Below are 14,418 nucleotides of genomic sequence, written 5' to 3'. Positions count from 1 at the left end.
ATTCCGCCTGGAGCAGGGGAGCGAGCGCCGTCAGCCCGCGCTGGCTACCCCGCCGCGGCGAGCTGCTGCGCCCCCAGCTTACGGGTAAGCCGAAGCCCAACGCGGCCGCCAGTGCCGAGCAGGAGTGGGAAGCGTTTTGATAGGCTGAGGTTATCTCTATAAGCCACAGAGCCCCGCCACCGTAAACCGGTGTCGGGGCTCTGTGCGAGTGGCCGTCTGTATTTGGCCAAGCGAAGAGACTAAGAGGCGACGCGGAAGGGGTTGCGTGGGTCGTCGTCCCAGGCGAGGAAGGGCTTGCCGGTTTCCTGAGGCACCATGGTGATGCAGTTCTCCACCGGACAGGTGATCTGGCACAGGTTGCAGCCCACGCACTCGTCTTCGATGACCTCGTAGCGGCGCGCGCCGTCCTGCTCGGTGAGCTTGGCAATCGACTGGTGAGAGGTGTCCTCGCAGGCGATATAGCAGCGGCCACACTCGATGCACAGGTCCTGATCGATATGGGCGATGGTCTTGAAGTTGATGTCCAGGTGCTTCCAGTCGGTGGTTTGCGGCACCGCCCTGCGGGAAAACGCTTCGATGGAGTCGTAGCCTTTTTCCGCCATCCAGCGGGAGAGGCCATCTTTCATCTCTTCAACAATGCGAAAACCGTTGAGCATGGCAGCGGTGCACACCTGCACGCTGCCCGCGCCCAGGGCGATGAATTCCGCCGCATCCCGCCAGGTGGAAATCCCGCCAATACCGGAAATGGGCAGCGTGGGCGTGGCTGGGTCTCGGGCAATTTCTGCCACCATGTTCAGGGCGATGGGTTTCACCGCGCTGCCGCAGTAGCCGCCGTGGGTGCTCTGATGGCCCACGGTGGGTTTGGCGACCATGTTGTCCAGGTCGATGCTGGTAATGGAGTTGATGGTGTTGATCAACGAGACTGCATCAGCGCCGCCTCGCAGTGCCGCCTGGGCGCCCACGCGAATATCGGTGATGTTGGGGGTGAGCTTGACGATGACCGGCTTGGAGTAGTGCTTTTTACACCAGTAGGTGACTTTTTCGATCAAATCCGGGTTTTGGCCCACCGCTGCGCCCATGCCGCGTTCCGGCATGCCGTGGGGGCAGCCCAGGTTGAGCTCGATGCCGTCTGCGCCGGTGGCTTCCACCCGCGGCAGGATATAGGCCCAGGCCTCCTCGTTGCAGGGCACCATGATGGAGACGATCAGCGCGCGGTCCGGCCAATCCTTCTTCACCTGGGTGATCTCTTGAAGGTTGATCTCCAGCGAACGGTCGGTAATCAGCTCGATATTGTTGAAACCGATCACCTCGCGGTTTTTGCCGTAGTGGGCCGAGTAGCGGGAGGAGACGTTCACGGCTGGCGGCTCTTCGCCAAGGGTTTTCCATACCACGCCGCCCCAACCCGCCTCATAGGCGCGCACCACGTTGTAGGCTTTGTCGGTGGGCGGGGCCGAGGCCAGCCAGAAGGGATTGGGGGCTTTGATACCGGCAAAGTTCACCGATAGGTCGACGCCGTTCACCACGCTGTCGCCGCTGTGTTTCTTGCCTGGAAAAGAGAGGGTGTTAAAAGGTGTGATGTTCATGCGGCCTCCTGCTGGGCGGCGAGCGCTTGATGGATGGCGTGGGCGGCCAGCTTGCCGTGCTGCACGGCCTGCACGGTGAGGTCCTGGCCGGGTTTGACGCAGTCGCCGCCAGCGTAAACGTTGGCCAATGAGGTCTGGAACAGCTCATTGACGTGGATGCGCTCGCCATCCCGGGCCAGTTCGGAGGCGGTGGCATCGCGTAGGCTGTCGCCCTCGAAGCCCTGGCCGATGGCGGTGAAAACGGCATCCGCCGCGATCTCGAAGGTCTCACCCGTGGTGGAGAGGCGGCCCTGCTGCTCTGCGGTGTTGGCAAAACGCATGCCTGCCACTCGACCTTGAGCATCCAGCAGAATTTCGTCCGGCTGGGCCCAGGTCACCATACGCACGCCGTTGGCCTTGGCGATCTCCTGTTCGTGGTCGGTGGCGGACATCGCCTCAGTGCCACGGCGATACACCAGAGTGACCTCTTTGGCCCCCAAACGCGCCATTTGCGTGGCCATGTCGATGGCGGTATTGCCAGCGCCAATCACGATGCAGCGCTTGGCCACGGCCAGGCTGCCCAGGTCATCGGTTTGGCGTAGGGTCTTGATGTAGTCCACGGCGGGCATCAGGCCCGGTGCATCTTCGCCGGTCAGCCCCAGCGTGCGGCTGGCTCCCAGCCCCAACCCCAGAAATACGCTGTCGTACTGCTGGCGCAGGGTATCGAGAGTGAGGTTGTCGCCCAGGCGCTGGCCGTACTGGAGGTCGATGCCGCCAATGTCCAGCAGGAACTCGACTTCCTTGCGGGCAAAATCGTCGGTCATCTTGTAGCGGGCAATGCCGTACTCGTTGAGCCCTCCGGGTTTTTGCTCGGCCTCGAAGAGGGTGACCTGGTGGCCCAACATGGCAAGACGATGGGCGCAGGAGAGTCCCGCAGGCCCCGCGCCCACCACGGCAACATGGCGGCCAGTGCTGGCGGCCCGCTTGAAGGGGTGGCTATCGAACTGCATGTGATCGGTAGCATGACGCTGGAGCAAACCGATCAGTACCGGCTGGCACTCGGCGTCGTGGTTACGCACGCAGCTGCGTTCGCAGAGGATTTCCGTGGGGCACACCCGGGCGCAGCTGCCGCCGAGGATATTGGCTTCCAGAATGGTTGCTGCTGCGCCATTAATGTTGTTGTCACTGATCTGGCGGATGAAGCTGGGAATGTCGATGTCCGACGGGCAGGCCTCGACGCAGGGCGCGTCATAGCAGTACAGGCAGCGCTGGCTTTCGATGATGGCCTGGCGCGGCGTCAGCGGCGGATGCAGGTCGCTGAAGTTGCTTGCCAGCGTCGCTGGGTCGTAGGTGCCGACCTCTTTTGCGCTGGGCAGATGATCAAGTGAATGGGTCACGGTCGTTTCTCCCTGGTCCTTCTGGATCGTTCTGTTCTTCGTGGGGCGTCTGTTCTTTGTGGGGCGAGGCTCAGCGAGTTACCGCCACGGGGGCATTCAGCTCGGCACGCTTGGCCAGCAGCTCGAACACACCGGGGTAGGCGGGGCGCTTCAGGTAACGGCCCGCACCGCGCTCGGCGTGCAGCTCGCCATCCCGCCAGGTCCATTTGCCCTGGCTGATGGTATGGCGGGCAATGCCGCGCACCGTCTTGCCCTCGAAGATATTGAAATCGACGTTCTGATGATGAGTCCTGGCGGAAATCGTGCGGGTGCCGTTGGGGTCCCAGACCACCAGGTCGGCATCGGCACCTACCTGAATCGCCCCTTTGCGTGGGTAGAGGTTGAAGATTTTGGCGGTGTTGGTGGAGGTGACCGCCACGAACTCCTGGGGCGAGAGCTTTCCGGTATTCACCCCTTCGTCCCACAGTACGGCCAGGCGGTCTTCCACACCCGCAGTGCCGTTGGGGATTTTGGTGAAGTCATCTTTCCCGGCGGCTTTCTGCTCTTCGCAGAAACAGCAGTGGTCGGTAGCGGTGGTTTGCAGATTGCCGGACTGCAGGCCGTGCCAGAGCGCTTCCTGGTGGCCTTTGGGCCGGAAGGGCGGGCTCATTACATGGGCGGCGGCGGTGGCCCAGTCCGGGTGCTGGTAAACACTGTCATCGATCACCAGGTGCCCCGCCAGGCACTCGCCAAACACCGGGTGGCCCTGCTGGCGGGCGTAGGCGATTTCATCCACCGCGTCTTTGGTGGAGACGTGTACCAGGTAGACCGGCGCGCCGAGGGTGGAGGCAATGCGAATGGCGCGGCTGGCGGCTTCGCCTTCTACCTGCGGTGGGCGGGAAAGCGGGTGGGCTTCCGGCCCGGTGATGCCCTGGGCCAGCAGCTTCTGCTGCATGTGGTAAACCAGTTCGCCGTTTTCGGCATGCACGGTGGGCACCGCTCCCAGCTCCAGGCAGCGGGAAAAGCTCTCCACCAGAATGTCATCGGTGGCCATGATCGCGCCCTTGTAGGCCATGAAGTGCTTGAAGCTGTTGACCCCGTGATCGCGTACCAGGGTGCCCATCTCCTCTTTGACGCTCTCATCCCACCAGGTGATCGCCACATGGAAGGCGAAGTCAGTGGCGGCTTTTTCCGCCCAGCCCTGCCAGGTCTCGAAGGCTTCCAGCAGCGACTGGCCGGGGCTGGGGATCACGAAGTCGATGATCGTGGTGGTGCCGCCCGCCATGGCGGCGGCGGTGCCGGTGTAGAAGTCTTCGCTGGCCACCGCGCCCATGAAGGGCATCTGCATGTGGGTATGGGGGTCGATGCCGCCAGGCATCACCAATTGGTTGCTGGCATCGACGATCTCGCAGCCTTCCGGCACGTCCAGGTCGGTGCCAATGGCGTGGATTTTGCCATCGACACACAGCACATCGGCGCGGTAAGTGTCGGCGTGGGTGACCACCGTGCCGCCCTTGATCAATAAGCTCATGGTTCGCTCCTGTCGTTGTGTTTAGCCAGCAGAATCATTCACCGTCGGTGAGGCGGGTGTAGGTTTCGGGGCGGCGGTCGCGGAAGAACTGCCAGTTGTTGCGCACTTCGCGCACCATGTCTAAATCGATCTCATGCACCAGCAGCTCGTCTTCCGTGGCGCTGGCCTGGGCTTCGATCTTGCCGCGTGGGTTGACGATGTAGCTGGAGCCGTAGAAGTCGCCGATATTCCAGGGCGCCTCGGTGCCAACCCGGTTGATAGCGGCGATGAAGCAGCCGTTGGCGGCGGCGGAGGCGGGTTGCTCCAGCTCCCAGAGGTATTGGGAAAGACCGGCCACCGTGGCAGAAGGGTTGAAAATTACCTCTGCGCCGTTGAGCGCCAGTGCCCGCCAGCCTTCCGGGAAGTGGCGGTCGTAGCAGATATACACGCCGATCTTGCCGTAGGCGGTATCGAAAACCGGCCAGTTGGATTTGCCTGGTTTGAAGAAGAATTTCTCCCAAAAGCCAGCCACCTGGGGAATGTGTGTCTTGTGGTATTTGCCCAGGTAGCTGCCGTCGGCATCGAACACGGCGGCGGTGTTGTAGTAAACGCCGGTCTCGGTCTCTTCATAGATAGGGACGATGATCACCATGCGATGCTCGGCTGCGAGCTTTTGCATCATCTGGCAGGTGGGGCCTTCCGGCACTCGCTCGGCGGCGGCGTACCACTTGCTGTCCTGGCTGGGGCAAAAATAGGGCTGATTGAACACTTCCTGGAAGCACAGCACCTGCACGCCTTGCTCGGCGGCTTGCTGAATCATGGGCAGGTGTGCGGCGTTCATTGCGTCACGAATGGCGCCGGGTTCCTGGTCGGTGCTGGTATTCAGGGCCATCTGGATCAGGCCAATCTTCATTTTCTGCATGGACTACCCCTCTTTTGTCATAACGCGCCGACCTCCGAATGGATGGGAAGTCAGTCGTGTATCGCTCGGTGCTGGGCGTGTCATGAACGCGACTCACGGTCGGGAATTATTATTGTTTACAAAGCTGTCATATTGGACAGCTTTTTGAACATAGCGCTGGATGAAGGCTGTTTGCAAGCAGTTTTTATAGAAAAGTATGTGAGGTTTTAAGTGTTTGTTTTTGCAGTTTTTTAATTTTTAACCTGGCTTTTTTGTCAATATGGTGAAGCGTTGCACTATTATGGTTTTTATATTTTTTTCATATTTATCAGTGTTTTGTTATTTTTTATTGGTTGGTTGTGATTTCTTTTGCATCTTGATGGTGCGTTTTATAGAGATGCCGCTACCCTTTTTATGAGGTTTTAATACCCGTGCGTATAACAACAACGATACGAAAGGCGTCGCTATTATATATGTCTATCAAGTCAGCTTTGTGTTCAATAGGTTAGTGGCGTGGGCATGCGTTTAGGCACGCTTATTGCTGCACAACTTGCTGAACCTTTGAAGATAAAAAGGCAATGGCGAGGCTGAGGAGACAACAATGACGGCAGCTAAATCTCGAATGATCGATCAGCAGGGGTTGGTCGAACTGGCAGTGGAAGACGATGTGCGTGAAAGCCCACGCTTCAACGACGATATTGCGCCTACCGAAGCAAAAGAGCGTACCTGGAGCAAATGGAACATTGCGGCGCTGTGGGTCGGTATGTCGATCTGCGTGCCTACCTACACCCTGGGCGGCGTGCTCACGGCCTACTTTGGGCTGAGCGTTGGCGAGGCGCTACTGGCCATTCTGCTGGCCAATGTGATCGTGCTGATTCCGCTGACGCTGAACGCTTTTCCCGGCACCAAATTCGGCATTCCCTTTCCGGTGGTGCTGCGCTCTTCGTTTGGCATCCTGGGCTCCAACGTGCCCTGCCTGGTCAGGGCGCTGGTAGGCTGCGGCTGGTTTGGCATTCAAACCATGTTTGGCGGGCTGGCCATTCACCTGCTGCTGTCGGCGCTGTTTCCCGCTTGGGCGGCGCTGGGTGGCGTCGGCGAAGTGATTGGCTTCTTCGTGTTTGGCGCCATGAACCTGTACGTGGTGATTCGCGGGGCCGAGTCGATCAAGTGGCTGGAAACCCTGGCGGCACCGCTGCTGTTGGCCGTGGGGATCGGACTGATGATGTGGGCGTGGCCGCACATGTCGATGACCGAACTGCTGGCCCAGCCGCCGTCGCGCCCGGAAGGGGCTTCGATGTATGGCTACTTCTTTGCTGGCCTGACGGCCATGGTGGGCTTCTGGGCGACGCTGTCACTGAACATTCCTGATTTCAGCCGCTTCGCCAAGAGCCAGAAGGACCAGATCGTCGGGCAGATCCTGGGCTTGCCGTTGACCATGTTCTTCTTTGCTGCCCTGGGCGTGGTATTGACCGCCGCCTCGGAAACGCTGGTAGGCCAAACCGTGGCCGACCCGGTGCGCCTGATCGGCTATATCGACAGCCCTTTCTGGGTCATCATGGCCATGCTGCTGATCATCGTGGCGACCATCTCGACCAACACCGCTTCCAATATTGTCTCACCCACCAATGACTTTCAGAACATTGCCCCCAAGCTGATCAATCAAACCCGTGGCGTGCTGATGACTGGCGCCGTGGGGGTGCTGCTGATGGGTTACGACCTGCTGCAAAAGGCGGGGGTGGTGAGCCAGGGCGTTTCTCTGGAGCAGATGTACTCCAACTGGCTGCTGGGCTACTCCAGCCTGCTGGGCCCGATTGCGGGTATTATGGCAGTAGATTACTTCCTGATTAAGAAGCAGCGTTTAGATGTGCCTAGCCTGTACATGGACCACCAGGCTTACCCTGCGGTCAATATCGCCGGATTCATTGCCTTCGGCATTCCGGTGAGCCTGACCCTGCTGTCGCTGCTGACCGGCACCATGAACTGGTTCTATGACTACGGCTGGTTCACGGGCTCGGCGCTGGGGGCGGTGGTGTATTACGTCGCCAGCCGTACGCTGGCGTCGTCTCCCCAGGCAGGCCCTGTGCCGCTGATGGCCAGCGAGGCGGCTCGCCAGCCTTGATGCGGTAGCGCATGGCGCAGCTAGCTGTCGGGCAGAGCCTGGCGGGCTGCGCCGCTAGTTGGCTTCCTTCACCAGCCCCAGGAAGGCATCCACCACGCGGTTGGGGCGGCGGTCGTGGCGGGTAATCAGCACGAACGGGATGCGATAGGCGTAGTGCTGGGGCAGCAGGGCGCGCATCTTGCCTGCGCTGACCCACTGGGCGGCCACGTGTTCGGGTAGAAAGCCAATGAAGCGCCCGGTCAGGATCAGGAAGGCAGCGCCTTCCCGGTCTGACGCAGAGGCTCGCCGGTTGAGTGCTTCGTGGGCCTGGCGGGCTTTTTCCGGTAGCGGGTAGCGGGGCTGTATGGCGGGGTACTGGGCAATGTCGCCTGCTTCGAGCCTCTCATCGGTCTGTGGAAACAAGGGGTGCTCGGCCGAGCAGTACAGGTAGGACGGCTCGTCGTAAAGCCAGCGCGTTTCCAGGCTGGTGGGCAGGTTCACGGCAGGCACCACCCCGACGTGCAGGTGCCCATCCATGACGCCCCGGATCACCGCGTCCGAGGGTTCCATATGAATATTGACGGTGACCGCATGGTTGGGCGCCGTCAGCGCCGCCAGGGCGTGGGTAACGTTCATGGCGGGTAGCGTCACCAGGTTATCGGTGATGCCGATATTCAGCTCGCCCTTGATGGTGTGATGCAGTGCATTGACATCGCTTTTGAAGGTTTCGAGGGCAGTCAGCAGGGTCAGGCCGGCCTGGTAAATCTCCTTGCCCTCTTCGGTCAGACTGAACCCACCGCGACCTCGCTGGCAAAGCGAAAACCCCAGGCGGCTCTCCAGGTCGCTCATGTGTTGGCTGATGGCCGAGCGGCTGATGCCCAGCGTCGTTTCTGCTGCGGTGAAGCCACCGCACTCCACCACGGTCTTGAAGATACGCACCAGGCGTATTTCGTAATCGCTCATTTGTCCCAGAGATGCCATGGCTGCCTCGTTGCCCTGCCGGTCATACCGATATGAGGATTTTGATGACGGTTTTTGCCAAAAATTGATATACATCAAAAAAACATCGCGTCACACTTTAACAATCCCCCCCATGTCTCGGGCTGGTGTATCTTCCTCTGTCTTTTTTCACTCTATCAGGTGCGCCCACGGGATGCCTGACTAAGGTATGCATGATGTCGCTCACGCCGAGTGATGGGCTCTCCTGGCACTGTTTGGCTGGCTGTTGAAGGAGCAGTATGAGCAGGAGTTACAGGCGGCTGAAGCCCGCGCTACTGCCCGTGCCAGCTGCCGTTGATCGATGAGCTTGGCGTGTTGAATGCAGACGGGCGCGCTTGGGTAAGCAGCGGCGACAACCGTCATGCGGGCAGGGATCTGAGCCAGACGGCACGTTGCGAGGTTTCAGCCAGTCAGCGTATGACGAAGTGGTCACGCCGCTTTATTGGTCGGCCCTGGATCAGCGCTTCTATCTGCACCATGTGCGGCGGCCTGGCCCTGCCGAGGGGGCGTTGGGGGCGGGCGTTACCTGCACCGCTTGGCGCTGGGCTATCCGCTTCAGGCTCGCCTGGATGCGGATAAGCTGCTGCTGGACAGTGCTCGAGCGCTGGGCAATCCTATGCCGAAGTGCTGCCAGGGCCGTTGGCGCAAGCCTTTGATGACGTGTTCCAGCAGGTGCAGCGCACTGGTCAGGTGGCCACGTTCACGTATTCGCTGCCATTGGGCCAGCAGTCGCGCGATTTTCATGCCACCTTGAGCCCTCTGGTGAGCAGCACCCAACAACCGGACGAATTGGAAGGAGTGCTTTCCGTGACCCGTGAGGTAACTGACGCAAAACGCGCCGAGGTGGAGCTGCAAATTGCTGCCGCTGCATTTCAGGCACATTTGGGCATCATGGTGACCGATGCACGGGGCACGATCCTGAAAGTGAACGACACTTTCAAGCGCATCACCGGCTACAGTGATGCAGAGGTCGTGGGCAGGAACCCACGCATGTTCAGCTCTGGGCACCACAATGCCGCCTTCTACCGGCGTTTGTGGCGCAGCGTACTCTCCACGGGAAGCTGGGAGGGAGAAATCTGGAACCAGCGCAAGAACGGCGAGCTGTTTCCCGAGTGGCTGACCATCAGTGCCGTGCATGACCGCAACGGCAGCTTGACCCACTATGTGGCTACCATGAGTGACATCAGCGAACGCAAGGCGGCCGAGCAGGAGATTCATCAGTTGGCGTTCTACGATCCGCTGACCGGCTTTGCCAACCGTCGCCTGTTCATCGACCGAATCGGCGTGGCCCTCAAGGAGCTGAACCGCCACCAGCGCTGTGGAGCGCTGATTCTGCTGGACCTGGATAGCTTCAATCATGTCAACGATACGCTGGGGCATCATATCGGTGATCGGCTGTTGCAGAACGTGGCACGCCGTTTTGGCCAGATGCTGCGCGATACGGACACTCTGGCGCGACTGGGCGGCGACGAATTTGCCGTGTTGGTCGAGGGAGTGGATGGCAGCTCGCGTAAAACGCAGGCGCTGGCCGAGCATATCGCCAGCAAGCTGATGGCAGCGCTGGATACCCCGATCCAGGTGGGGGATGAGCAGGCGTCGGTCACGGCCAGCGTGGGCATCACCGTCATGGCCGACAGCCAACGCAGTGCCGATGATTATCTGCAGCAGGCGGACATGGCGCTTTCCCAGGCCAAGGCCAGTGGCCGGCGCGGCCTGCGCTTTTTCGATCCCTCCATGCAGGCGGCGCTGCTGGCCCGAGTCAAACTGGAGTCTGACCTGCGTCTGGCGTTGGTTCACCAGCAGTGGCAGCTGCACTATCAGCCCCAAGTGGATGAACAGGGGCGCATCGAGGGCGTCGAAGCGCTGTTACGCTGGCACCATCCTGAACGCGGGCTGGTGTCGCCCGGTGAGTTCATTCCGCTGCTGGAAAGCACCGGCTTGATCAACGACGTAGGTGAGTGGGTGCTGGAGGCAGCCTGCCATCAGTTGGCTGCGTGGCAGCACCAGCCGGGGTTCGAGCAGCTGACCATTTCAGTCAACATCAGCCCTCTGCAGTTCCGCGAGAGCGATTTTCTACATCGAGTGGAGCAGGTGTTCCAGCGCACCCGAGCCCCGCTCGAGCGGTTGAAGCTGGAAGTCACCGAAACGCTGTTCGTCGACGCCCGAGACGATGCCCGTGACAAGATGCTAAGCCTGAAGGCGCGCGGCGTTCGCTTCTCGCTGGACGACTTCGGCACCGGCTACTCGTCGCTGGCGTATCTGGCACAGCTCCCGCTGGATCAGTTGAAGATCGACCAGTCCTTTGTGCAGCAGGTGCTCGAGAGCAGTGCCAATGCCGCCATCGTCGAAAGTACCATTGCCCTGGCCAAGAGCCTGAACCTGGATGTCATCGCCGAGGGGGTCGAAACCCCGGCGCATCAGGCCTGGCTCATGGCCCACGGGTGCCATGCGTTTCAGGGGTACTTGTTCGGGCGGCCCATGCCGGTGGAGGAAATGGAGCAGGCCGTGCGCGCGCAACGTCCCTCACCGCCAGGCGCCCAGGGCGCGTAGCTGATCAGGAAGCGTAGCATCAGCCAGGGGCAGCGTGCCGTCAGGGGTAATCACCTCCAGCCGGGAGTCTTGTCGCCAGGCACTGGCGGCCACGCGCTGGGTGCCTTCGGCGCGGTTGAGCTGCTTCCAGCCATCGTCCGTATGAAAGACGCCCTTCACCCTGGCGGTGGCGGGTAGTTCGCTCATCCATAGCGCCAAACGGTCCAGGTCGAAACGTTCGGCGGGGTGCCAGCGCACCCCAGTGCTGGTGTAGCCCAGAGCGCTGGCGGACTGCTGCTGCGCCTTGCCGAGGGGCGGAGGGAGATCGAAGAATGCCCCTTCGAGGCTGGGGCCGCTGGTGGCCAGAGCCCGGTGCGCGGCGGGCATGGCGGTTGGCGCCGCAGGGCGGGGGGGCGAAGGGCTCAGCAGGCGGTCAATGGGTAGGGGGCCTTGCTGGGTGCTATGCACCCATTTGCGCGGCGGCCAGAGCGTGTCGATGAACTGCTCGGCCCGTGCATGTTGTGCGTCGCTGGCCATGTCGGCCAGAGTGATGACCACGGCATCGGCCATGGTCAGCTGATCTTGAAAAGTCTCATGCGCTCGCACGCGTGCTTCATCCAGCCGACGCGGGTCGAGGGTGGCGATGATGTCCTGCACCGCCACCACGTCCCGGAAAGCCTCACCCTGCAGCAAATCCATCAGCCCGGCGGGGTGCCCAAGCCCAGAGGGCTCGATGATCACCCGGTCGGGTTTCTGGCGTGCCAGCAGATTGACCAGCGCCGCCTGCAGCACGAACGCCAGCTGGCAGCACAGGCAGCCGCCAGGCAGGCCCTTGACCACCACGTCATCACGGGCAGTGAACATGGTCTGGTCGATGCCGATCTGACCGAACTCGTTGACCAGAATGGCCCATTTTTCATGGGCGGGTTTCTGCTCGATCAGCTGATGAATCAGCGTGGTTTTCCCGCTGCCCAAAAAGCCGGTCACGATATGCACGGGTACGAGTGCCTCAAGCGCCAACGGCTCACCCTCCGGTCATGTTCATGAAGCGCACCACCTGCACATCGCCATCGGTGGTGAAGTGGTGGCGCTCGGGCTTCAATGGCAGGGCGTCGATGATGGCCTGCTTGAGCGGCGCGATCTCGCCGGGATAGCGGCGCAGCACCGCGCGCAGGTCCACCGAGTGTTCATTGCCCAGGCACAGCAGCAGGCGGCCCTCCACGGTGACCCGTACCCGGTTGCAGCTGTCGCAGAAGTTATGGCTGTGGGGGGAGATGAAGCCCACGCGGCTGTCGCTGTCGGCCATCCTGAAGTAGCGTGAGGGCCCTGGCGTGCTTTCGGGGGTGGGGGTCAGCGGGTAGCGGGTTTCGATCAGCGCCTGCACGTCATCGCTGGAGTAGAAGGTCTCTGCTCGAGAGTGGTCCGATACATCCCCCAGCGGCATCTCCTCGATGAAGCTGATGTCCAGCTGCTCGCGGCGGGCAAAGCTCACCAGGTCGAGCACCTCGTCTTCGTTGCGCCCTTTCAGGATCACCGCGTTGAGCTTGATCCGAGTGAAACCAGCCTCTTTGGCTGCTTGAATGCCGTCCAGCACGCGGGCCAGCTCGCCCGTGCGGGTCAACTGCTTGAAGCGTTCGGGGTGCAGCGAGTCGAGGCTGATGTTGAGCCTGCGCAAGCCGCCCGCGTAAAGCCGCTCGGCATGCTTGCGCAGGCTCGCGCCGTTGGTGGTCATGGTGAAGTCATCCAGACCCGGCAGCGCGCCAATGTCGTCCACCAGCTGTTCGATGCCCTTGCGCACCAGCGGCTCACCGCCTGTCAGGCGAATTTTCTCCACGCCCAGTTCGGTAAACGCGCGGGCCACCAGGGCCAGCTCCTCCAGAGTGAGCACTTGGGCGCGAGGCAGAAAGGTCATCTCTTCGCTCATGCAGTAGACACAGCGAAAATCACAGCGGTCGGTCACCGATAGCCGCACATAGCGAACTCGGCGGCCAAAATCGTCGATCAGTTGTTCGGTCATTGCCAGCTCGTTATCGGTTGTATGCAGACCACCTCGCCTGGCTGGGCGCCTGCCTGGTCATCGCCAAGTTCGATCAGGCAGTTGGCGGCCACCATGGAGGTCAGAATCCCCGAGCCCTGGGCTCCGGTACTGCGCACATGTAGCGTACCCTGCGCATCGCAGTGGTAAACACCGCGGATGAAGTCAGTGCGCTGCAAGCGGCTCTTCAACGTGGTTTGGGCAATTGCCTTGAGCCGGGGCGGCGGCGTCGGGGGCAGGCCCTGCAACTGCCGCAGCAGCGGTACCACGAATTGCAGGAACGTCACCATGACCGCTACCGGGTTGCCCGGCAGGCCGATCAGAGGCGTTTGTGTAGCGCCCAGCTGTCCGCAGGCCATGGGTCGCCCGGGGCGTAGCGCTACCCGCCAGAAGGCCAGGCGGCCAAGCTTTTCCAGCGCCGCCCGAGTGTAGTCGGCATTGCCCACGGAAACCCCACCGCTGGTGATCACCAGATCGCTCTGGGTGGCGGCGCTGGCCAGTGCGGTTTCGATGGCGTCGAGGTCGTCAGGGAGAATGCCCAGATCCAGCACCTCGGCCCCCTGCTCGGCGAGCAGGCCCATCAGGGTAAATCGGTTGGTGTCGTAGACGCCTGCGCTGGGGAGTGGGCCGCCCGGTGGCGTCACCTCGTTGCCGGTAGAGAAAATCGCCACCCGGGGGCGCCGATACACCGTGACGACGGCATGGCCCAGCGAGGCCACCAGCCCCATGCGAGCGGCGTCCAGTCGCGCGCCTGCGGCAAGGGCGACGCTGCCTTTGGCAATGTCTTCCCCGGCCTGGCGCACGTGCTGCCCGGCCGTCACCCGTTCGGGCGCATCGATGGTGGCGCTTGCGCCATCGTCGATCAGCTGTTCACGCATGATCACCGTATCGGTACCGCGGGGGATCGGCGCACCGGTGGTGATGCGCACGCACTGGCCCGCAGGCACCTCGCCGGCAAACGCCTGCCCGGCGAAGGCGTCCCCCACGATGGGGAAATGGGTGGTGTAGGGAGGCGCTTTGGGCCAGGCCAGGGCCACGCCATCCATGGCGGCGTTGGTGTTTTGCGGTACATCGATGGGCGCAATGATGTCCTCTGCCAGCCGACGACCAAAAGCGCTGCTCAAGGCGACCTGCTCGGTGGCCACCGGCGACGCCACCAGCGTCATCAGCGCCTCGCGGGCAGCATCGACGCTGAGCATCTGCTCGCCCAGCTCGAAACACGACAGGCTCATGGGGTCTCCCGTGAGGACGTTGCCAGTGCCTGTTCCAGGCGGACTTTTCCTCTTCGGTATTGAGGTTGGCGAACGCCTCAGGGCAGTCGGACATGTCCACGCGGCACCAGGTGTGGCGAGCGTACCAGCGGTCGATCTTGCGTTCGCCCTCGGCTAGAGTGGCGGCCAGGTCGTCG

The 14,418-nt window shown here is 61.7% G+C and carries 9 protein-coding genes and 1 pseudogene; 2 read left to right on the top strand and 8 right to left on the bottom strand.

Annotated features, from left to right (window positions below):
* Positions 1-239: 239 nt before the first annotated feature.
* From preA to B7L71_RS14065, 4 genes are all read right to left on the bottom strand, one after another.
* Positions 240-1,583, bottom strand: coding sequence for an NAD-dependent dihydropyrimidine dehydrogenase subunit PreA (gene preA / locus B7L71_RS14080; protein WP_081138718.1), 1,344 nt, complete (start codon positions 1,581-1,583; stop codon positions 240-242).
* Positions 1,580-2,959, bottom strand: coding sequence for an NAD(P)-dependent oxidoreductase (locus tag B7L71_RS14075; RefSeq protein WP_081138717.1), 1,380 nt, complete (start codon positions 2,957-2,959; stop codon positions 1,580-1,582). The genes preA and B7L71_RS14075 overlap by 4 nt, the downstream gene beginning before the upstream one ends.
* A gap of 70 nt (positions 2,960-3,029) precedes the next feature.
* Positions 3,030-4,469 carry a dihydropyrimidinase gene (gene hydA / locus B7L71_RS14070; protein ID WP_081138715.1) on the bottom strand — a complete coding sequence of 480 codons (1,440 nt, stop codon included), beginning with the start codon at positions 4,467-4,469 and terminating at the stop codon, positions 3,030-3,032.
* A 34-nt stretch (positions 4,470-4,503) separates the two neighbouring features.
* The gene (locus B7L71_RS14065) at positions 4,504-5,370 is read right to left on the bottom strand and encodes a nitrilase-related carbon-nitrogen hydrolase (RefSeq protein ID WP_081138714.1); all 867 of its coding nucleotides are present in this window, start codon (positions 5,368-5,370) and stop codon (positions 4,504-4,506) included.
* Positions 5,371-5,950: 580 nt separating this feature from the next.
* Here B7L71_RS14065 and B7L71_RS14060 point away from each other — a divergent pair.
* Positions 5,951-7,468, top strand: a complete 1,518-nt coding sequence (locus tag B7L71_RS14060; protein WP_081138712.1) for an NCS1 family nucleobase:cation symporter-1 — start codon at positions 5,951-5,953, stop codon at positions 7,466-7,468.
* Positions 7,469-7,522: 54 nt separating this feature from the next.
* Here the strand turns inward: B7L71_RS14060 and B7L71_RS14055 are convergent, their stop codons facing one another.
* On the bottom strand, positions 7,523-8,428 hold the full coding sequence (locus tag B7L71_RS14055) for a LysR family transcriptional regulator (protein WP_081138711.1): 906 nt from the start codon (positions 8,426-8,428) through the stop codon (positions 7,523-7,525).
* 624 nt (positions 8,429-9,052) lie between these two features.
* Between B7L71_RS14055 and B7L71_RS14050 the strand changes: the two are divergent.
* Positions 9,053-10,996: pseudogene (locus B7L71_RS14050) on the top strand (putative bifunctional diguanylate cyclase/phosphodiesterase); the annotation flags it as partial.
* On the opposite strand, the gene B7L71_RS14045 reads toward B7L71_RS14050, so the two are convergent.
* The 3 genes from B7L71_RS14045 to moeA are packed head-to-tail and all read right to left on the bottom strand — an operon-like array spanning position 10,970 to position 14,242.
* Positions 10,970-11,995, bottom strand: a complete 1,026-nt coding sequence (locus tag B7L71_RS14045; RefSeq protein WP_081138709.1) for a CobW family GTP-binding protein — start codon at positions 11,993-11,995, stop codon at positions 10,970-10,972. The pseudogene B7L71_RS14050 and the gene B7L71_RS14045 overlap by 27 nt on opposite strands.
* 4 nt (positions 11,996-11,999) lie before the next feature.
* Positions 12,000-12,992: a GTP 3',8-cyclase MoaA gene (moaA, locus tag B7L71_RS14040; protein WP_081138708.1), complete on the bottom strand. Its 993-nt coding sequence runs from the start codon at positions 12,990-12,992 to the stop codon at positions 12,000-12,002.
* Entirely contained in the window at positions 12,989-14,242 is a 1,254-nt protein-coding gene (gene moeA / locus B7L71_RS14035) for a molybdopterin molybdotransferase MoeA (RefSeq protein ID WP_081138706.1), read from the bottom strand. The genes moaA and moeA overlap by 4 nt, the downstream gene beginning before the upstream one ends.
* Between the last annotated feature and the right edge of the window lie 176 nt (positions 14,243-14,418).

The sequence above is a fragment of the Halomonas sp. BC2 genome (genome assembly GCF_002078115.1).
Lineage (GTDB): Bacteria > Pseudomonadota > Gammaproteobacteria > Pseudomonadales > Halomonadaceae > Vreelandella > Vreelandella stevensii.
Note: the sequence above shows the minus strand (reverse complement) of the source record. Positions and strands in the feature narration are given on the sequence as shown.